Origin of the sequence: Streptomyces sp. NBC_00539, from assembly GCF_036346105.1 — a bacterium.
Classification (GTDB): Bacteria; Actinomycetota; Actinomycetes; order Streptomycetales; family Streptomycetaceae; genus Streptomyces.
Genome location: NZ_CP107811.1, coordinates 2,640,879 through 2,661,857, shown reverse-complemented (window position 1 = coordinate 2,661,857; position 20,979 = coordinate 2,640,879). Strand labels below are relative to the sequence as shown.

Below are 20,979 nucleotides of genomic sequence, written 5' to 3'. Positions count from 1 at the left end.
TACTTCGGTCATGGCCGGTCCGGTTGCGGTGAGCTGGAGGGGACGGTCGCGTGAGCGAGATACCTGCACAGGCACATCAGGCCCGCGAGCGCGGGGAGACGTGGCACGACTCCCTGTGGCACAGCAGCCCGCCTGGCTCGATATATGACTACATAAGAGTCGCCTCCTTCTCGATCGGACCGGACGGTCTCATCGACCAGTGGAGTCTGCGCGCCGAGGAGCTCTTCGGGCTGACCGCCGCGCAGGCGGTGGGACGCGACCCGGTCGACGCCTTCATGCCGCCGGAGCTGCGGGCCGGCGGTCACCGCAAGGTCGCCGAGATCCTCGACGGCGAGGAGTGGACCGGCCTCATCCCCTTCCGCATCCCCGGCGGGGACGGCGCGCACGGCGTCGCCGAGATCTACGTGATGCCCACCCGCACGGAGACGGGCCGGCGAGCCGCCCTGTGCGTCGTCGTCGACGTACGCCAGCTGCGCCGGATCGAATCCGACCTCGCCGCCTCGCAGGCCATATTCGGTCAATCTCCCTTCGGCTTCCTGCTGTTCGGTACGGACCTCACGGTGCAGCGCGCGAACCGCCGCTTCGCGACCGTGTTCGGCGGCGCGGCCGAGGAGCACCGGGGCCGCACGGTCCACGACTACCTGCCGCCGCACGAGGCCGACCGGATGGCCGAGGCCCTGCGGCGGGTGCTGGAGACCGGCGAGTCCGTCAACGACCTGCGGATCACCGGCGCCACCCCGCGCAGCCGCGAGGACCGCCACTGGTCGATCAACCTCTACCGGGTGCACGACGGCACCGGCAGTCCCATCGGTATCGCGGGGATCGGCATCGACGTCACCCGCCGCCACCTCGCGGCCCGTGAAGCCGCCGGGGTCCGGCGCAACCTCGCCCTCCTCAACGAGGCCGGGCACCGGATCGGCAACTCCCTCGACCTGGAGACCACCGCCCGGGAACTCCTCGACGTCACCGTCCCCGGCTTCTGCGACCTGGCCGCGGTCGACCTCTACCAGGGGCTGCTGCTCGGCGACGACGACCGCCCGGCCCGGCCGCAGGGCCGGCGGCGGGAGCTGCCGGCCGTGCCCGGGCAGGGCTCCGGGCGCGCGCCGTCCGCGCCGCTGCGGAGGGTGGCCTTCGCCTCCGCCGTGTCCGACGCCCCGCTGTCGGGGCCGGGCGCGCTGGTCTCCGTAGGAGAGGTCCACCGCTACCCGGCCGGGTCGCCGGGCGCGCTGGCCCTGCGGACGGCCAGGCCCCGGCTCGTCGAGGGTGCCGGGAGCGACGACCTCGTGCAGTCGACGCTGGTCGTGCCGATGCTCGCCCACGACACGGTGGTCGGACTCGCCCAGTTCTCCCGCACGAAGGGCAGCGAACCGTTCGGCGAACGCGACCGGGCCGTCGCGGTGGAACTCGCCGCGCGCGCCGCCGTCTGCATCGACAACGCCCGCCTCTACCGGCGCGAGCACGAGCGGGCACTGATCCTCCAGCGGAGCCTGCTGCCCCCCGGCGACCCCGAGGCGGCCGGCCTGGACATCGCCTGCCGCTACCTGCCCGGGAACGCGGCGACCGAGGTCGGCGGCGACTGGTTCGACGTCATCGAACTGCCCGGGCACCGCACGGCGCTGGTCGTCGGGGACGTGATGGGCCGGGGGCTGCGCGCCGCCGTCGCGATGGGTGAACTGCGGACCGCCGTACGGACACTGGCCCTGCTGGACCTGGAGCCGGCCGAGGTGCTCTCCGCGCTGGACGAGGTCGCCCGCGGCCTCGGCGCCCCCGGAGGCGCACAGCAGGCCTCGCGGGCGGCGCTGCACTCGCGCGACGCCGACCGCTCGGAGGTCTACCTCGCCACCTGCGTCTACGCCGTCTACGACCCGGTGACCCGGCGCTGCACCATCGCCAACGCCGGCCACATGCCGCCGGTCCTGGTCGAACCCCCCGAGGAGGGCGTCGCGCCCCGGCCCGGGCTGCTGCTGGAGGTGCCGCCCGGGATGCCGCTGGGCGTGGGCGGCGAACCGTTCGAGGAGGTGGAGATCGACCTCCCCGAGGGGGCCCTGCTCGCCCTGTACACCGACGGGCTCGTCGAATCGCGGGACCATCCGCTGGAGGAGGGCCTGAGCGGGCTGCGCGACGCGCTGGCCGACCCGGCCCGCCCGCTGGAGGAGGTCTGCGACCACGTGCTGAACACCCTGGAGACCCGGCACGGCGAGGACGACATCGCGCTGTTGATGGCACGGGTGCAGGGGCTCCCGGTCGACGCGGTCGGGGACTGGCAGCTGCCGCGCGAGGCCCGCTCGGTGGGACGCGCCCGGGAACTGGCGCGGGCGAAGCTGCCGGCGTGGGGCCTGGAGGGGCTGCTGGACACCACCGAGCTGCTGGTGAGCGAGCTGGTGACCAACGCCCTGCGGTACGGGGAGGGGGAGATCCGGCTGCGGCTGCTGCTGGACCGCACCCTGGTCTGCGAGGTGTGGGACGCGAACCTGGCGCAGCCGCGCCGGCGCCGGGCCCGCGACACCGACGAGGGCGGCCGCGGGCTCCAACTGGTCGGGCTGCTGTCCGCCGGGTGGGGCACGCGGCGCACCCACCGGGGCAAGACGGTGTGGTTCGAACTCCCGCTGCCGGGCGCAGCCGCCGAACCGGTGACCGAACTGTCGGCGGAGCAACTGCTCGGCATGTACGGCTGAGCGGGCACGGGTGACCCCCGCCCGCACCGCGGGTGCCCCCCGGCGCCACGTCGATGACGTCCCCGGGGGGCACCGTGTCCGGTGGAGGGAACAGCGGGGTGCTAAGCCTCCGAGCGCCGGCGGATCTTGTTCCCCAGCCACACCAGCGGGTCGTACTTGCGGTCCACCACCCGCTCCTTCAGCGGGATCAGCGCATTGTCGGTGATCTTGATGCCCTCGGGGCAGACCTCCGTGCAGCACTTGGTGATGTTGCAGTAGCCCAGCCCGTGTTCCTCCTGCGCCGTGCGCTTGCGGTCCAGGCCCTCCCCGGCGGCCGCGTCCAGCGGATGCATGTCCAGCTCCGCGACCCGCATCAGGAACCGCGGACCGGCGAACGCGCTCTTGTTCTCCTCGTGGTCACGCACCACATGGCAGGTGTCCTGGCACAGGAAGCACTCGATGCACTTGCGGAACTCCTGCGAGCGCTCCACGTCCACCTGCTGCATCCGGTACGCGCCCGCCGCGACCCCGGGCGGCGGCACGAAGGCCGGCACCTCCCGCGCCTTGGAGTAGTTGAAGGACACGTCCGTCACCAGGTCGCGGATCACCGGGAAGGCCCGCAGGGGGGTCACCGTGATGGTCTCCTCCCGCGAGAAGGTGGACATGCGGGTCATGCACATCAGCCGCGGCCGGCCGTTGACCTCCGCGCTGCACGAGCCGCACTTGCCCGCCTTGCAGTTCCAGCGGACGGCGAGGTCCGAGGCCTGCGTGGCCTGCAAGCGGTGGACGATGTCCAGCACCACCTCGCCGTCGTTCACCGCGACGGTGAAGTCCCGCAGCCCACCGCCCTCCGCGTCGCCCCGCCAGATCCGGAAGCGGGCGTCGTAGGTAGTCACTCGTAGAGCTCCTCTTCGGCGAGGTACTTGGCCAGCTCGTCCTTTTCGAAGAGGGCGAGCAGATCAGGGCGGATGGGTTCGGTACGGGTCCGCTCCAGGCGGATCCGGTCCGCGTCCGGGCCGTCGCCGGCCGCGGGTTCCACGAGCCGGCACAGCAGGTTCACCGGCCGCCAGTCCCGCTCCATCGACGGGCAGTCCTCGCGGGTGTGGCCGCCACGGCTCTCCGTGCGCTCCAGGGCGGCCCGTGCCACGCACTCGCTGACCAGCAGCATGTTCCGCAGGTCCAGCGACAGGTGCCAGCCCGGGTTGAACTGGCGGTGGCCCTCGACCCCGGCCCGGGCGGCCCGCGCCCGCAGCCCGCGCAGCCGCTCCAGCGCCTCGGCCATCTCCGCCTCGCGGCGGATGATGCCGACCAGGTCGTTCATGGCCGTCTGGAGCTCCTGGTGGAGCGTGTACGGGTTCTCCGCGCCCTCGTCGGCGTGGAAGGGGGCCAGCGCCTCCGCGGCCGCCGCGTCCACCTCCGCCTGGGAGACGGCCGGGGGAGCGGCCAGTGCGGAGGCGTACTGCGCCGCGTGCAGCCCCGCCCGTCGGCCGAACACCAGCAGGTCGGAGAGGGAGTTGCCGCCCAGCCGGTTCGAGCCGTGCATGCCGCCCGCCACCTCACCGGCCGCGAACAGCCCCGGCACGCCCGGGGTGGCGGCGGTGTCCGACTCCACCGCGATCCCGCCCATCACGTAGTGGCAGGTCGGGCCGACCTCCATCGCCTCCGCGGTGATGTCCACGTCCGCCAGCTCCTTGAACTGGTGGTACATCGAGGGCAGCCGCCGCTTGATGGTCTCGGCCGGCATCCGCGTGGACACGTCCAGGAACACCCCGCCGTGCGGTGACCCGCGCCCGGCCTTGACCTCGGAGTTGATGGCACGCGCCACCTCGTCGCGCGGCAGCAGCTCGGGCGGGCGCCGGTTGTTGTCCGGGTCCTCGTACCAGCGGTCGCCCTCGTCCTCGGTCTGCGCGTACTTCTCCTTGAAGACGTCCGGGATGTAGTCGAACATGAACCGCTTGCCCTCGCTGTTGCGCAGCACCCCGCCGTCGCCGCGCACCGACTCGGTGACGAGGATGCCCTTCACCGAGGGCGGCCAGACCATTCCGGTCGGGTGGAACTGCACGAACTCCATGTTCACCAGCGGCGCCCCGGCGAGCAGGGCCAGCGCGTGGCCGTCGCCGGTGTACTCCCAGGAGTTGGAGGTCGTCTTGAAGGACTTGCCGATCCCGCCCGTGGCCAGCACCACCGCCGGGGCCTCCAGTACGAAGAACCGGCCCGTCTCGCGCTCGTAGCAGAAGACCCCCGAGACCCTCGGCTCCGCACCCGCGTCGGAGCCGCCGGCGGACCCGCTCTTCAAGACCCTCGTGACCGTGCACTCCTGGAAGACCTTGAGCCGGGCCTCGTAGTCCCCGTACTCCTTGAAGTCCTCCTGCTGGAGTGCCACGATCTTCTGCTGGAGGGTGCGGATCAGCTCCAGGCCGGTGCGGTCCCCGACGTGGGCGAGGCGCGGGTACTCGTGGCCGCCGAAGTTGCGCTGCGAGATCTTCCCGTCCGGAGTCCGGTCGAACAGGGCACCCCAGGTCTCCAGCTCCCAGACCCGGTCGGGCGCCTCCTTCGCGTGCAGCTCCGCCATGCGCCACTGGTTGAGGAACTTGCCCCCGCGCATGGTGTCGCGGAAGTGCACCTGCCAGTTGTCGCCCTCGTTGACGTTGCCCATGGAGGCGGCGATCCCGCCCTCGGCCATCACCGTGTGGGCCTTGCCGAAGAGGGACTTGCAGATCACCGCCGTACGGGCGCCGCGTTCGCGGGCCTCGATCGCGGCCCGCAGCCCGGCGCCGCCCGCGCCGACCACGACCACGTCCCACTGCTGCCGGTCGACTTGAGCCATGTCAGAAGATCCTCGGGTCGGTGAAGGCGCCGCTGGCCACCAGGTAGACGTACAGGTCGCACAGGGCGACGCTGATCAGCGACGCCCAGGCCAGCTGCATGTGGCGGGCGTTCAGCCGGCTCACCCAGCCCCACAGCCGGTAGCGGACGGGATGCTTGGAGAAGTGCTTGAGACGGCCGCCGATGATGTGCCGGCAGGAGTGGCAGGAGAGGGTGTAGGCCCAGATCAGCACGATGTTGACGAGGAACACCAGCGTGCCGAGGCCCATGTGGCCCCACTCGTAGCGGTCGTTGCGGAAGGTCAGCGCGGTGTCGTACGTGAGGATCGCCGCGACCGGCAGCGCCGCGTAGAAGAAGTACCGGTGCAGGTTCTGCAGGATCAGCGGGAACCGGGTCTCGCCCGTGTACGCGGAGTGCGGCTCGGCGACGGCGCAGGCGGGCGGCGAGGCCCAGAAGCCCCGGTAGTAGGCCTTGCGGTAGTAGTAGCAGGTCAGCCGGAAGCCGAGCGGGAAGATCAGGATCAGCAGGGCGGGGGACAGACCCCACCAGCTGCCGAACACGTCCAGGTTGGGCCCGCCGCGCATCACCGTGCAGTTCTCCGCCAGGCAGGGGGAGTAGAAGGGCGAGACGTAGGGGGCCGCGTAGTAGTCGGCGTTAGCGAAGGCCCGCCAGGTCGAGTACGCGATGAAGGCGAGCAGTCCGGCCGCGGTGCCGGCGGGCGAGAGCCACCACCGGTCGGTCCGCAGGTGCGGGGCCGCGATCGCGGCCCGGAAGGGTCCGTGGACGCCGCCGGCCTGCGGGGGCCGGTGGGATGGGGGCAAGTCCGTGCCTGTGGCCAAGGGGGACTCCGGGTGGAGTGATGAGGGGTGGCCCAGGAGACCCGGCCGCGCGCTGCGCCGGCCGGGTCAGATGGGGTGTGGATGTGCGGGGGAGTATGCCGGGTCAGGGCGCCCGGCGGTCACGGGCGCCGAGGCCCTCGTCGTCGGAATCCGTCCACAGCGAGCTGTCGTACGGGGTGTCCGGGACGGTGACCATGCCCTCCCTCCCGGCGGGCCCGGAGGCGGCCGGGCCCTGGCGGGCGACGTCGCGCTCCAGCCGCTCGACCGAGCGGACCAGCTCGTTCAGGTTCCGTCGTACGGCGGTCAAATCGTCTTGCAGGGACATGAGGTGCCCTCACTTCCGCGCGTGCGGTGGCATTGCTCCTGGGCGCCTGCGAGTGTCGCTCTTCCCTTCCCCCGTTGTGAAGGGACGTGCAGCGATTGCGGGCGCACAGGCGCGATGTGTGCGCCCCTCCCTGCCCCCATTCTCATCCCTCGAACGGGGGAACGCTCCTGCGGCGATCGCTGCGATCACCCCCCTGACGCAAGCCGGATTGGTCCGCACGGGTGGGGTTCGCGGCGTGGCGCGGTTCCCCTCCGGGGCACTCGGAGCGCCGTCGATTTCAGTGGGTTTCGCACGCAGTGTGATCAGCTCCATATACCGCCAAATTGATCAAGCTCCACGCTCAGGCTCACCCCCACGCCCCGCCCCGGAGGTACCACCCATGACCCAGAGAAGGCGCAGGTCCTTGGCGCTCCTGACCTCGGGAGTCCTCGCACTGCCGCTGCTCGCGGGCTGCGGCGCGGGTGAAGACGAGGGCGGTCCGGTCGCGGCCGGCCAGGACATCGCGGCGACGGCGCGCGACCGGGTCGCCGACGGCGGGGTGCTGCGCTGGGCCGTCGACACCCTGCCGGACACCCTGAACACCTTCCAGGCCGACGCCGACGCCACCACGTCCCGGATCGCCGGGGCGGTGCTGCCGCAACTCTTCACGCTCGACGACAAGGGACGGCCGGTGGCCGATCCCGACTACCTGGAGAAGGCGGAGATCGTCGCCCGGGAGCCCAAGCAGGTCGTGCTGTACAAGCTGAACCAGCAGGCGGTGTGGAGCGACGGCCGGGAGATCGGCGCCGCCGACTTCGTCGCCCAGTGGCGGGCCCTGAACGGCAAGGACTCGGCGTACTGGACCGCGCGCAACGCGGGTTACGACCGGATCGAGAAGATCGAGCGCGGCAAGAACGACCTGGAGGTGAAGGTCACCTTCGCCAAGCCGTACACCGACTGGCGCTCGCTGTTCAGCCCGCTCTACCCGAAGCAGGTCACCGGCACCCCCGAGTCCTTCAACGAGGGGGCGCGCGGCGCCCTCAAGGTCACCGCCGGACCCTTCAACCTCGGCACCATCGACAAGAAGACCGGCACCGCGGCGCTGACCCGCAACGCCCGCTGGTGGGGCCGCCCGGCCAAGCTGGACAGCCTCGTCCTGACCGCCGTGCCCCGCTCCGAGCGCCCGGCCGCCCTCGCCGCGGGCCGGCTCGACCTGGCGGAGATCGACCGCGCGGGCGTCGACCGGATCGCGCTCGCCCACCGGGACGCGGGCGACCCGGGCGGCGCCCACGGGCCCGGCGCCTCGGTGACGGCCGCGGAGGCAACCTCGTCCTGGGCGATCGCCTACGGCGCCGACGAGAACCGGGCCCGGGAGGAGCAGGAGCGCCGGGCCAGGAACGCGGACGCGGCCAAGAAGTACGCCGACGAGCAGGCGGCCCTGCGCGGCTTCACCGTCCGCAAGTCCCTGGAGCCGGCCTACACGCAACTGGCCATGAACGGCGCCTCGGGGCCCCTGTCCGACGAGCGGGTCCGGCGCGCGGTGGCCCGGGCCATCGACCGCAAGGCCCTCGCCGAGACGGTGCTCAAGCCGCTCGGACTGCCCGCGAAGCCCGTCGGCAGCCACCTGGCGCTGGCCGGGCAGCGTGCGTACGCCGACAACAGCGACGCCCTCGGCGGCCAGGACACCCAGGCCGCGCAGGCGCTGCTCGCCGACGCGGGGTGGCACCGGGGCGGGAAGATCAAGGAGCCGGCGGCCAAGGCGGGCCCGGAGGGCGAGGAGGGGACCGCGAAGGACGACGGCAAGACCCCCGCCGGGCCGGGCACGGGCAACGACGGCCTGTACATCGTGGGCCAGGACGACCGCAACGGCGACGACAAGCCCGCGGGCGCCGGCCGGGCCCGGACGGGCAGCCCCGGCGACCACCTGACCCACGGCGGCCTGCGCCGCGCGGGCATGCTGCCCGCCGAGGCGAGCCTGCCCGAGGGGCTCTACGCCCCGGACGGGGAGATCGCGGACGCGGACCGCTTCGCGCCGGACGCCGCCGGCCGGCCCTCGCCGGTGCTGGCCCCGGCGCCGCTCGCGGCCCAGCAGGAGCGGGCCCTGCTGGCCCAGGCGGCGAAGGTCGTGGACGACGCCAAGCGGGCCGCGGCGGCCCGGGACGGCGAGGAGGGCGCGGACGCCAAGGACGCCGCCGACGCCGCGGACGCGAAGGACTCAGCCGACGCCAAGGATCCCGCCCAGGCCCCGGCGACGGCCAGCCCCGCCCCGGCGGCACCGGCCAAGCAGAACCGGGCCGGCGCCCCGCTCGCCAAGGACGGCAAGCCGCTGACCCTGCGGTTCGTGCTCCCGTCGGGCCCCGGTTCGGAGGCCCTGCGCACGGTGGGCGAGCGGATCTCCCAGATGCTCCAGAAGGTCGGCATCCAGACCGAGCTGACCAAGGTCGCCGACGAGAGCTTCTTCAAGGACCACATCGCCTCGGGCCAGTACGACCTCGCCCTCTACTCCTGGCCCGCGACCGCCTACCCCGCCACCGACGCCCGGCCCATCTTCGCCAAGCCGGCGCCGGCCGCCGACGGGTCGCTGCTCGTGGAGCAGAACTACACCCGCGTGGGCACCGACCACATCGACCAGCTCTTCGACCAGGCGCTGGGCGAGCTGGACGAGGACCAGTCCCGCGAGTTGATCCGCAAGGCGGACGCCCGGATCTGGGCCGCCGCAGGGTCCATCCCGCTCTACCAGCGCCCGGAGCTGGTGGCCGTCAAGCCGAACCTGGTCAACGCGGGCGCCTTCGGCCTCGGCACCCCCCGCTTCCAGGACATCGGATGGAAGAAGGCGGACGCGCCCGGCGGGAAGAACAAGAAGTAGCGGGGAACGAGAACCGGCCGAGGAGCGTGGGGACCCCGGGAGAGCACAGGAGGAGCCCAGGAGGAGCCCAGGAGGAGCACACAGGGGGAAGAAGTGGTGACGCAGAGGTGCCGAGCGGGTTGACCCACGGGTCACAAGCTCAGATGTGACTCAATTGCCTTGCCCGCCGGACACCCGGCGGGCAAGGTCGTGAGTACCCGTTGACCCGCATGAATCCCAGGTGGATGCGGGCGACTGCCGAGGCCGCGGCACCCCACTCCACACCCGGCCCCGCTCAGTCGTCCGGCCTCTTGACAGACCCCACGGCAGGCGGTTCCCGCCATTCGACGTACGATGGGGTAAGGCCGTGGCAGGTTTCCGCCCGGCTCAAAGGCTCGCGTGCCGGACCGTACGCGCCGCCATCCACGATCCCGGGAGAAGCGCCGAAGTGCCCACGCGCCACGACATCCGTAACGTCGCCATCGTCGCCCACGTCGACCATGGCAAGACGACCATCGTCGATGCCATGCTCAAGCAGGCCGGTGCCTTCGCCGCCCACCAGCACCTCGACGACCGCATGATGGACTCGAACGACCTGGAGCGTGAGAAGGGCATCACGATCCTCGCCAAGAACACGGCGGTGAAGTACCACCCCAAGGACGGCGGGGCGCCCATCACGATCAACATCATCGACACCCCCGGCCACGCCGACTTCGGTGGTGAGGTCGAGCGCGGTCTGTCGATGGTGGACGCGGTCGTCCTGCTGGTGGACGCCTCCGAGGGTCCGCTGCCCCAGACCCGTTTCGTCCTGCGCAAGGCCCTGCAGGCGAAGATGCCGGTCATCCTCTGCATCAACAAGACCGACCGCCCGGACTCCCGGATCGACGACGTCGTCAACGAGACGTACGACCTGTTCCTGGACCTGGACGCGACCGAGGAGCAGATCGAGTTCCCGATCGTCTACGCCTGCGGCCGTGACGGCATCGCCTCGCTGACCAAGCCGGAGGACGGCACCGTCCCCGCGGACAGCGACAGCCTGGAGCCGTTCTTCTCCACCATCCTGGAGCACGTCCCCGCCCCGGTGTACGACGAGGAGGCCCCCCTCCAGGCCCACGTCACCAACCTGGACGCCGACAACTTCCTCGGCCGCATCGCCCTGGTGCGCGTCGAGCAGGGCGAGCTGCGCAAGGGCCAGACCGTCGCGTGGATCAAGCGTGACGGCACGATCTCCAACGTCCGCATCACCGAGCTGATGATGACCGAAGCCCTGACCCGCAAGCCGGCGGAGGTCGCCGGCCCCGGTGACATCTGCGCGGTGGCCGGTTTCCCGGAGATCATGATCGGCGAGACGCTGGCCGACCCGGAGAACCCGATCGCGCTGCCGCTGATCTCGGTGGACGAGCCGGCCATCTCCATGACCATCGGCACCAACACCTCGCCGCTCGTCGGTCGCGGCGGCACGGGCAAGGGCGCGGACGCCAAGTCCGCGGTCAAGGACCGCAAGGTCACCGCCCGCCAGGTCAAGGACCGCCTGGACCGCGAGCTCATCGGCAACGTCTCGCTCCGCGTGCTCGACACCGAGCGTCCGGACGCCTGGGAGGTCCAGGGCCGTGGTGAGCTCGCGCTGGCCATCCTGGTCGAGCAGATGCGCCGCGAGGGCTTCGAGCTGACCATCGGCAAGCCGCAGGTCGTCACCCAGGAGATCGACGGCAAGGTGCACGAGCCGGTCGAGCGCATGACGATCGACGTGCCCGAGGAGCACATGGGCGCCGTCACGCAGCTCATGGGCGTCCGCAAGGGCCGCATGGACAACATGTCGAACCACGGCTCCGGCTGGGTCCGCATGGAGTTCGTCGTCCCGTCCCGCGGCCTCATCGGCTTCCGCACGGAGTTCCTGACGAACACCCGCGGCACCGGTATCGCCCACTCGATCCACGAGGGCCACGAGCCGTGGTTCGGCCCGCTGGTGACCCGTAACAACGGTTCGCTGGTCGCCGACCGCGCCGGCGCGGTCACGCCCTTCGCCATGATCAACCTCCAGGAGCGCGGTGTGCTGTTCACCGAGCCCGGTACCGAGGTGTACGAGGGCATGATCGTCGGTGAGAACTCGCGCTCCGACGACATGGACGTGAACATCACCAAGGAGAAGAAGCTCACCAACATGCGTGCGGCTTCCGCGGACAACACCGAGAACGTGGTGCCGCCCCGCAGGCTCTCCCTGGAGCAGTCCCTGGAGTTCTGCCGCGACGACGAGTGCGTCGAGGTGACCCCGGAGGCGGTCCGCATCCGCAAGGTCGTCCTGGACCAGAAGGAGCGCTCGCGCACCGCGTCGCGCGCCAAGTCCGGTAAGTGACAACCCGATTGAACGAGCCCCGCTGCTGCGGCGGCTGAAAGCCGATCGGTCGACCGGCCCCTTCCCTCACGATGTCCGTGAGGGGAGGGGCTGTTCGCTTTTGTCAAGCGGATTTGGCGCTCCCGGCGTCCGCATACCGACCGTGACGCACCGGATGGTGAGCTAACCGTCCGTTTCGCACGTGTCTGTCTCCTATCCGTTTGTCCGGATTTCGGGTTTTCGCCATGCGGTGATGTTGTGAAAACGAGACCCCGTAAGTGTGGTTTACGGTCTGGGTGTCGCCGAGGATTGCTCCATTGAGCTCGGGTCAATGGGTCACACGCTGTGGGGAGCGTCGACTCACGAGCACACACGACGGGACCGGATTTCGCTGTCAGGGGTGTCAGCGGGGACGGCCCATCACTATCGACAGTGACTCCTGAGGAGGCAATTACCCATGCGCGGAGCAACGAGCGCCAAGTGGGTCGTGGGTGCCGTCATCGTGGCGATGTCTGCCACGGCGTGTGGCGGTGGCGACACCAAGGCTGATGGTGAATCAGGCGGTACGTTCCGCTTCGGTATCACCGAGCCGACCGCCATCGACCCCGTGAACGCACAGGAGTCGGAGGGCATCGTCATCGCCCGTGCGCTCTTCACCGGGCTGTACGACACGTCCAACGACGGCAAGCTGATCCCGAAGCTGGCCGAGTCCGGCACGCCGAGCGACGACGGCAAGACCTGGACGTTCAAGATCAAGGCCGGCACCAAGTTCACCAACGGTGAGCCGGTCGACGCCGAGTCCTTCGTCCGTGGCTGGACCCGCGTTTCCGCCAAGGCGTCCGCCTCCGACGTCTCGTACCACATGGCCGACATCGCCGGCTACGAGGACCTCCACAGCGGCAAGAGCGACAAGTTCGCCGGCCTGACGGCCGTGGACGCGACCACCCTCAAGGTGGAGCTGTCCATCCCGGACTTCGAGTTCGTCAAGAAGACCGCGCACTCCGTCTTCAGCCCCGTGCCGAAGGTGGCCGGCGCCGGTGACAACAAGGCGTTCAACGACCAGCCCATCGGCAACGGCGCGTTCAAGATGACGAGCCCGTGGCAGCACAACACGTCGATCACGCTGGTCCGCAACGACGACTACGGCCTGGAGAAGGCGCACCTCGCCAAGGTCGAGGCGAAGATCCTGAACCCGGCCAACGGCTCCACGCTGGAGTACCAGGGCTTCCAGTCGGGTCAGTTCGACTACGCCCGTATGCCCACGCCGCAGCTGACCTCGGCCAAGGCCAAGTACGACCCGCAGGGCGAGTGGATCTCCGGTGACTTCTCCGGCATCAACTACCTGAACATCTTCAACCAGAACGCGCCCTTCAACAATCCGGACGCGCGCAAGGCGATCTCGTACGCGATCGACCGCGAGGCGATCGCCAAGGGCGTCTTCCAGGGTCTGCAGAAGCCGGCCTCGGCCTTCCTGCCGCCGTCGTTCGCCGACGTCTACCAGGCCGGTGTCTGCTCCTCCTGCGTCAAGCAGGACGTGGCGAAGGCCAAGGAGTTCGCCGAGAAGGGCGGCCTCAAGCCGGGCACCGTCGTCAACTTCGGCTACAACACCGGCGCCGGCCACGAAGAGTGGGTCCAGGCCGTCGCGCAGCAGCTCAAGGACGTCCTCGGTCTCGACGTCAAGCTGGACGGCAAGCCGTTCAAGGAGGCGCTGGCCACCCAGCAGGACAAGGCGACCTCCGGTCTGTGGCGTCAGGCGTGGACCGCCGACTACCCGACCGCGGACAACTTCATGACCCCGCTGCTGAGCACCACCGGCATCGGTGAGGACCCGGCGACGGGCAAGGCGCAGGGCGACAACCGCGGCCGTTACTCCAACCCGGAGTTCGACAAGCTGCTCGTCACGGCCAAGGCCACCAAGGACGACGCCGCGCGCGCCGCGCTGTACAAGCAGGCCGAGAAGCTCGCGGTCGACACCGACCAGGGCGTCATCCCGCTGTGGCAGCGCACCCAGTACCGCCTGGTCAACAGCAAGAAGTTCAAGAACATCAAGATGGACTTCTACGAGGACCCGACCCTCGCGGAGATCTCGCTCAAGTAGCGGCCCCTCCACACACAGCAGGTAAGCGAAGGCCGTGGGGGCGGAGCTACTTCCTCTCTCCACGGCCTTCGTTCAGTCACGGGCGCACCCCTTAACCGGCGCCCGGCGGCGGCCCCTCTCCCGATCGGATGACGCCGCCCATTCCCACGCTCAGTATGTGAAGGAGGCATCGTGGGCAGATATGTGATCCGCCGGCTCGGGCAGATGGTGGTCGTCCTCTTCGGTGCGACGGTCGTGCTCTTCTGCTGTCTGTTCGTCCTCCCCGGCGACCCCGTGGGTTCGCTCGGCGGTGACAAGGCCCGCGACCCGGCTGTCGTCGAACAGCTCAGGGAGCGCTACGGACTCAACGATCCGCTCCCCGTCCAGTACGGGAACTTCGTGAAGAACCTGGCCCAGGGTGACCTCGGCGAGGACTTCACCCAGCGCCGACCGGTGACCGAGATCCTGCAGCCCAAGCTCGTCAACACCGCCGAGCTGGCCATCACCGCCATCGTCATCGACATCGTGATCGGCCTCCTGGCGGGCCTGGTCGCGGCGCTGTTCAGATACTCGTTCTGGGACGTGTTGATCACGCTGCTCACGACGATGGCCGTGGGATTCCCGTCCTTCGTCATCGGCATGGTGCTGCAGAAGGCGTTCGTGGTGGAGCTGCCCTGGTTCCCCCTGATCTCCGACGGATCGTTCAACTCCCTGATCCTTCCGGCCTTCACCCTGGCGATCCTCGACGCCGCACTGGTCGCCCGCCTCATGCGCGGCACCATGCTGGAGGTGCTGCGCGCCGACTACGTCAAGACGGCCATCGCCAAGGGTCTGCCCCGGCGGACGGTGCTCTTCAAGCATGTGATGCGCAACTCGATCATCCCGGTCGTCACCTACCTCGGCATCTCGTTCGGAACGCTGCTCGGCGGTGCGCTCATCACCGAGGCGATCTTCAACTGGGACGGCATCGGACTCGCGCTCGTGCAAGCGGTCCAGCAGCAGAACAACCCGATCATCATCGGCGTGGTGAGCTTCGGCGTCGCCGTGTTCGTTCTGCTCAACCTGATCGTCGACCTCTTGTACGCGGTCCTCGACCCGCGCATCCGTCTCGCCTGATTCCAGGCAGCCTGTTCTAGGAGTCACACCCATGTCCGAGCTCACCAAGAGCACAGCTGGGGCGGGGCCCGCTCAAACGGCGCCGGCAGCCCCCGCCGAGCCGGCGATCGCCCGCGTCACGCAGTGGGGCGAGATCCGCCACCGCTTCCTGGCCAACAAGCTCGCAGTCGTCGGCCTCGTGCTGGTCGCGCTGCTCTTCCTGGTCGCGATATTCGCGCCCCTGCTGTCCCCGCACGACCCGTACGCCCAGGACCTCACCAACACGCTGCAGGGTCCGGGCGGCGACCACCTCCTCGGCACTGACGCGCTCGGCCGCGACCAGCTCTCGCGCATCCTCTACGGCAGCCGCATCGCCGTCGTCGTCGGTCTCGCCTCGATCTTCCTGGCCTGCGTCATCGGCATCGTCGTCGGCGCGCTGGCCGGTTACTTCGGTCGCGGCACCGACTCGGTGCTGATGCGCATCGCCGACGTCTTCTTCGCCTTCCCGCTGCTCATCGGCGCCATCGTGATCATCATCGTGATGGGCCGCGGAGTGACACCGGTGATCATCTCGTTGGCCGTGTTCTCCTGGCCGACGGTCTCCCGCCTGCTGCGCAGCTCGATCCTGTCGGTCCGCGAGGCCGACTACGTGCTGGCGGCGCGCGCGCTGGGTGCCAACACCCGCCGGATCATCCTGCGTCACATCCTTCCCAACTCCATCGCCGCCGTGATGGCCTACGCCGCCTTCAACGTCGGTGGCGCCATCGTGGCCGAGGCCTCGCTGTCCTTCCTGGGCGTGGGCGTGAGCCCGGAGGTCCCGGAGTGGGGCAACATGCTCGCCGCCGCCAAGGACTTCATGGGCGTCAAGGACTACCTCTGGACGTACCCCAGCATCGCGATCGTGCTGACGGTTCTCGGCTTCGTTTTCGTTGGTGACGGGCTCCGCGACGCCCTTGACCCGAAGCTGCGCTAGAAGGGCGGCACCATCACATGACTACTTCAAGCATCACCGCAGAAGTGCCCCGCCAGAGGGGTGGGGGCGCCGAGGGCCCCGTACTCGAAGTGCGCGACCTGCACGTCGAGTTCAAGACCCGCGAAGGCATCGTCAAGGCCGTCAACGGCGTCAACTACAGCGTGTCCTCGGGCGAGACGCTGGCCGTGCTCGGCGAGTCCGGCTCCGGCAAGTCCGTGACCGCGCAGGCCATCATGGGCATCCTCGACTCGCCCCCCGGGCGGGTCTCCAAGGGAGAGATCCTCTTCCAGGGGCAGGACATCCTCCAGCTCCCGGAGAGCGAGCGGCGCAAGCTGCGCGGCCCCAAGATGGCGATGATCTTCCAGGACGCGCTGTCGGCGCTGAACCCGGTCTTCTCCGTCGGAAACCAGCTGGGCGAGATGTTCCGCGTCCACCAGGGCATGTCGAAGAAGGACGCCAAGGCCAAGTCCATCGAGCTGATGGACCGGGTGAAGATCCCGGCGGCCCGCAGCCGGGTCAACGACTACCCGCACCAGTTCTCCGGCGGTATGCGCCAGCGCATCATGATCGCCATGGCGCTCGCCCTGGAGCCGGACCTGATCATCGCGGACGAGCCCACCACGGCGCTCGACGTGACGGTCCAGGCCCAGGTCATGGACCTGCTGGCGGACCTGCAGCGCGAGTACAACATGGGTCTGATCCTGATCACCCACGACCTCGGCGTCGTCGCCGACGTGGCCGACAAGATCGCCGTCATGTACGCGGGCCGCATCGTCGAGCAGGCACCGGTCCACGAGCTGTACAAGCGCCCCGCGCACCCGTACACCCGAGGGCTGCTGGACTCGATCCCGCGCCTGGACCAGAAGGGCCAGGAGCTCTACGCGATCAAGGGCCTGCCGCCCAACCTGCTCAAGACCCCCTCGGGCTGCGCCTTCAACCCGCGCTGCCCGAAGGCGCAGGACATCTGCCGCACCGAGGTCCCGGCCCTGCTGCCGGTGGCCGAGCAGGACGGCACCGAGCTGGCCGGCCGCATCAGCGCCTGCCACTTCCGGGAGGAGCAGCTCCATGGCTGAGTTGGACAAGAAGGATGACGCCGTGGACGCGACCCCCGGTATCAGCGAGGTCGAGGTCGTCGACGCGGCGACCGAGACGGCGGCCCTGGCCGCCATCGAGGCGCCCGTCGACCGCGGCGAGCCCATCCTGCAGGTGCGCAACCTGGTCAAGCACTTCCCGCTGACCCAGGGCATCCTGTTCAAGAAGCAGATCGGCGCCGTCCGCGCGGTCGACGGGGTCTCCTTCGACCTGCACCAGGGCGAGACCCTCGGCATCGTCGGCGAGTCGGGCTGCGGCAAGTCGACCGTCGCCAAGCTGCTGATGCTGCTGGAGACGGCGACGTCCGGCGAGGTCTTCTACAAGGGCCAGGACATCACCAAGCTGTCCGGCAAGGCCCTCAAGGCCGTGCGCCGCAACATCCAGATGGTGTTCCAGGACCCGTACACCTCGCTGAACCCGCGCATGACGGTCGGCGACATCATCGGCGAGCCGTACGAGATCCACCCCGAGGTGGCTCCCAAGGGCGACCGGCGCCGCAAGGTCCAGGAGCTCCTGGACGTCGTGGGCCTGAACCCGGAGTACATCAACCGGTACCCGCACCAGTTCTCCGGCGGCCAGCGCCAGCGCATCGGCATCGCCCGCGGCCTCGCGCTCAACCCGGAGATCATCATCTGCGACGAGCCGGTCTCCGCGCTCGACGTGTCGGTGCAGGCGCAGGTCATCAACCTGATGGCGAAGCTGCAGGACGAGTTCAACCTCTCCTACATCTTCATCGCGCACGACCTGTCGATCGTCCGGCACATCTCGGACCGCGTCGGCGTCATGTACCTGGGCAAGATGGCCGAGATCGGCACCGACGCCCAGATCTACGACCACCCGACGCACCCGTACACGCAGGCGCTGCTGTCGGCCGTCCCGGTCCCCGACCCGGAGGCCCGCGAGGGCCGCGAGCGGATCATCCTCACCGGTGACGTCCCGTCGCCGGCCAACCCGCCGTCGGGCTGCCGCTTCCGCACCCGCTGCTGGAAGGCCGAGGACAAGTGCGCGACCGAGGAGCCGCTGCTGGCGGTCCCGGAGCGTTTCAAGACCGTGAACACCCCGGCCGCGCACGAGTCGGCCTGCCACTTCGCGGAGGAGAAGGCCATCCTGGCCGTCTGATCCCACGAGGCGTACGTTCCACGGGGCGCGCCCGGCACCGGATTCCTCCGGTGCCGGGCGCGCCCGCGTTTTCGGCTCCGGTACTCGGGCGGAGGCGGTTGCGGCCGCGCCGGGGCCCGGCCGAGAGTGTCCGGATGACCGACACGCTGACCGTCCGCCCCGCCGGGCCGGGGGACGCCGCCGACATCTGTGCGCTGCTCAACGCCGTCGACGTGATCGAGATCGGCAGACCGGAGACGGACCTCGGCAGCGTCGAGGCCGACCTCCACCACCCCCTCGTGCACCTCGCCACCGACTCCTGGCTCGCCCTCCAGGGCGGCCGGCCCGTCGCCTACGCGCTGGTCCGGGCCGACTCCGGGCCCGGCAGGGTCGACGGCGACCACTACGTCCTGCCCGGCCACACCTGGGCGGCCGTGCGGCTGCTGGAGCTGATGGAGATCCGGGCCCGGCGGATGGCGGGCGCCGACCGGGGCGCCGTGTTGCGCATCCAGCTGAACGCGGAACCCGCCCTCCACCCGGGGGTCCTGGCCCGGCGCGGCTACCGCACCGTGCGCCGCCACCAGGTCATGACCCGCCCGCTGGACCGGTCGGGGGACCCGGCGCCGCGGCCCCCGGCAGGGCTGACGCTGCGCCACTGCGGCACGGACGAGGCCGACCGGCGGCGGGCGCACGCCCTGGTGGAGGAGACCTTCGCCGCGCACTTCGGGCACGTGGAGCGGGCGTACGAGCCCTGGCTCGACCACCTCGACGCCCGCGGGCTGGACTGGACCCTGGTCTGGATCGCGGCCCTGCCCGCGCGGGGCGACGTAGCCGTCCTCCTCACCCGCGACGACCACACCGGCATGGGCTGGATCAGCCACCTCGGCGTACGCGAGGACGTACGGGAGCGGGGCATCGGCGGATTCCTGCTGCGCCACGCCTTCGCCGTCTACGCCGGACGCTGCCGGAACACCGTGGGCCTCGGCGTCGACACCGGCAACGAAACCGGCGCGTTGGCGCTCTACGAGGCGCACGGCATGCGGCCGCACTACGCCCTCGACACCTGGGAGCTTGGTTTGCACCCACAGGGGTGACGCGCGCGTATCGCCCGGGTGCAATCGGTCCAACCATGAGTGCGCAGGCCCCCACCTGGGGTGACATTGGGGCCTACGTGAGTCTTGGGACCTAGGAGGCACTCCATGCGCGGAGCCACCCACGTCAAGTGGGCCGCATGCGCGGCGGCCGTCGCCCTCGCGGCGACGGCCTGCGGCGGCGGAAGCGACAGCGGCGCGGGCGGCGGGGACGCGGGCATCGTCAGCTCCTCCTGGGGTGACCCGCAGAACCCGCTGGAGCCGGCCAACACCAACGAGGTGCAGGGCGGCAAGGTCCTCGACATGCTCTTCCGGGGCCTCAAGCGGTACGACCCGAAGACGGGCGAGGCCGTCAACATGCTCGCCGACAAGATCGACACGACCGACAGCCAGAACTTCACGATCACCTTGAAGGACGGCTGGAAGTTCAGCAACGACGAGCCGGTCACCGCCCAGTCCTTCGTGGACGCCTGGAACTACGCGGCGGACGTGCGCAACAAACAGAACAACGCGCCCTTCTTCGCGGACATCGTCGGATACGCCGACCTGCACCCGGCCTCCGGCGAGCCGAAGGCCAAGACGATGTCCGGGCTCGTCGTCAAGGACGCCAAGACCTTCACGGTCGCCCTGAAGGCGAAGTTCTCCACCTGGCCCGAGACCCTCGGCTACCAGGCCTTCTCCCCGCTGCCCAAGTCCTTCTTCACCGACCACGCCGCCTGGCTGAACAAGCCCGTGGGCAACGGCCCGTACACGGTGGACTCGTACACCAAGGGCACCGGCATGAAGCTGCGCAAGTGGGACGGCTACCCGGGCCCCGACAAGGCGCAGAACGGAGGTGTGGACCTCAAGGTCTACACCGACAACAACACCGCCTACACCGATCTGATCTCCGGCAACCTCGACCTCGTCGACGACGTGCCCGCGCAGCAGCTCAAGAACGTCAAGAACGACCTCGGGGACCGCTACATCAACCAGCCGGCCCTCATCATCCAGACCCTCACCTTCCCCCTGTACGACCCGAACTGGGGCAAGGCCGGGATGGAGAAGGTCCGCCAGGGCATCTCGCGCGCCATCAACCGTGACGAGATCACCCGGCAGATCTTCCGCGAGACCCGCACCCCCGCCAAGGACTGGACCTCCCCGGCCCTCGGCGCCAAGGGCGGCTTCAAGGACGTCTGCGGCGACCTGTGCACCTACGACCCGGTGGCGGCCAAGAAGCTCATCCAGGACGCCGGCGGGATTCCCGGCGGCAAGGTCACGCTGACGTCCAACGTGGACACGGGCTCGCACCGCGAGTGGATGGACGCCGTCTGCAACAGCATCAACAACGCCATCGGCGAAGGCCCCGTCTGCACCGTCAACCCGGTCGGTACCTTCGCCGACTTCCGCAACCAGCAGAGCGCCTTCAAGCTGACCGGCCCCTTCCGCTCCGGCTGGCAGGCCGACTACCCGTTGATCCAGAACTTCCTGGAGCCGCTCTACTACACCGGCGCCTCCTCCAACTACGGCAAGTTCAGCAACCCGGACTTCGACAAGCTCATCGACGAGGCCAACCAGGAGAGCGACGCGGCCAAGGCGATCGCCAAGTTCCAGGACGCGGAGAAGATCCTCGGCGAACAGATGCCCTCCATCCCGCTCTGGTACCAGAACGGCAGCGCCGGGCACTCCGAACGGATCTCCGACGTCACCCTCAACCAGTTCAGCGTCCCGGTCTACAACGAGATCAAGGTCAGCTGACCCGCCTTCGGACCGA

General features: G+C 70.0%; 14 protein-coding genes. 10 read left to right on the top strand and 4 right to left on the bottom strand.

The annotated features are described in order from the left end of the window. Positions 1–50: 50 nt before the first annotated feature. Positions 51–2,675, top strand: a complete 2,625-nt coding sequence (locus tag OG861_RS11540) for a SpoIIE family protein phosphatase (protein ID WP_443056595.1) — start codon at positions 51–53, stop codon at positions 2,673–2,675. A gap of 101 nt (positions 2,676–2,776) precedes the next feature. Here OG861_RS11540 and OG861_RS11535 read toward each other — a convergent pair whose 3' ends face one another. From OG861_RS11535 to OG861_RS11520, 4 genes are all read right to left on the bottom strand, one after another. Beyond that, positions 2,777–3,550, bottom strand: coding sequence for a succinate dehydrogenase/fumarate reductase iron-sulfur subunit (locus OG861_RS11535; protein WP_329197960.1), 774 nt, complete (start codon positions 3,548–3,550; stop codon positions 2,777–2,779). Then, positions 3,547–5,481 (bottom strand): fumarate reductase/succinate dehydrogenase flavoprotein subunit, encoded by a 1,935-nt coding sequence (locus OG861_RS11530; RefSeq protein WP_329197962.1) that lies wholly within the window; start codon positions 5,479–5,481, stop codon positions 3,547–3,549. The genes OG861_RS11535 and OG861_RS11530 overlap by 4 nt, the downstream gene beginning before the upstream one ends. Before the next feature lies 1 nt (position 5,482). Next, positions 5,483–6,319, bottom strand: a complete 837-nt coding sequence (locus OG861_RS11525; protein WP_329197964.1) for a hypothetical protein — start codon at positions 6,317–6,319, stop codon at positions 5,483–5,485. 103 nt (positions 6,320–6,422) lie between these two features. Further along, entirely contained in the window at positions 6,423–6,644 is a 222-nt protein-coding gene (locus OG861_RS11520; protein ID WP_329197966.1) for a hypothetical protein, read from the bottom strand. Positions 6,645–7,023: 379 nt separating this feature from the next. Here OG861_RS11520 and OG861_RS11515 point away from each other — a divergent pair, with 379 nt between their 5' ends. The 9 genes from OG861_RS11515 to OG861_RS11475 all read left to right on the top strand — a co-directional run bounded on the left by OG861_RS11515 (position 7,024) and on the right by OG861_RS11475 (position 20,963). Beyond that, a complete protein-coding gene (locus tag OG861_RS11515) occupies positions 7,024–9,489 on the top strand; it encodes an ABC transporter family substrate-binding protein (RefSeq protein WP_329197967.1) in 2,466 nt (821 codons plus the stop codon). A gap of 427 nt (positions 9,490–9,916) precedes the next feature. Further along, entirely contained in the window at positions 9,917–11,821 is a 1,905-nt protein-coding gene (gene typA / locus OG861_RS11510; protein WP_329197970.1) for a translational GTPase TypA, read from the top strand. 436 nt (positions 11,822–12,257) lie between these two features. Next, positions 12,258–13,898, top strand: a complete 1,641-nt coding sequence (locus OG861_RS11505) for a peptide ABC transporter substrate-binding protein (RefSeq protein WP_329197972.1) — start codon at positions 12,258–12,260, stop codon at positions 13,896–13,898. Positions 13,899–14,069: 171 nt separating this feature from the next. Further along, positions 14,070–14,993 carry an ABC transporter permease gene (locus OG861_RS11500; protein ID WP_329197974.1) on the top strand — a complete coding sequence of 308 codons (924 nt, stop codon included), beginning with the start codon at positions 14,070–14,072 and terminating at the stop codon, positions 14,991–14,993. A gap of 31 nt (positions 14,994–15,024) precedes the next feature. Further along, entirely contained in the window at positions 15,025–15,945 is a 921-nt protein-coding gene (locus tag OG861_RS11495) for an ABC transporter permease (protein ID WP_329197976.1), read from the top strand. 17 nt (positions 15,946–15,962) lie between these two features. Then, complete coding sequence (locus tag OG861_RS11490) at positions 15,963–17,018, top strand: ABC transporter ATP-binding protein (RefSeq protein WP_329197978.1); 1,056 nt, start codon at positions 15,963–15,965, stop codon at positions 17,016–17,018. Then, positions 17,011–18,156 (top strand): ABC transporter ATP-binding protein, encoded by a 1,146-nt coding sequence (locus OG861_RS11485; RefSeq protein ID WP_329197980.1) that lies wholly within the window; start codon positions 17,011–17,013, stop codon positions 18,154–18,156. The genes OG861_RS11490 and OG861_RS11485 overlap by 8 nt, the downstream gene beginning before the upstream one ends. Before the next feature lie 134 nt (positions 18,157–18,290). After that, entirely contained in the window at positions 18,291–19,229 is a 939-nt protein-coding gene (locus OG861_RS11480; protein WP_329197982.1) for a GNAT family N-acetyltransferase, read from the top strand. A gap of 105 nt (positions 19,230–19,334) precedes the next feature. Next, entirely contained in the window at positions 19,335–20,963 is a 1,629-nt protein-coding gene (locus tag OG861_RS11475) for a peptide ABC transporter substrate-binding protein (protein WP_329197984.1), read from the top strand. Positions 20,964–20,979: the final 16 nt, after the last annotated feature.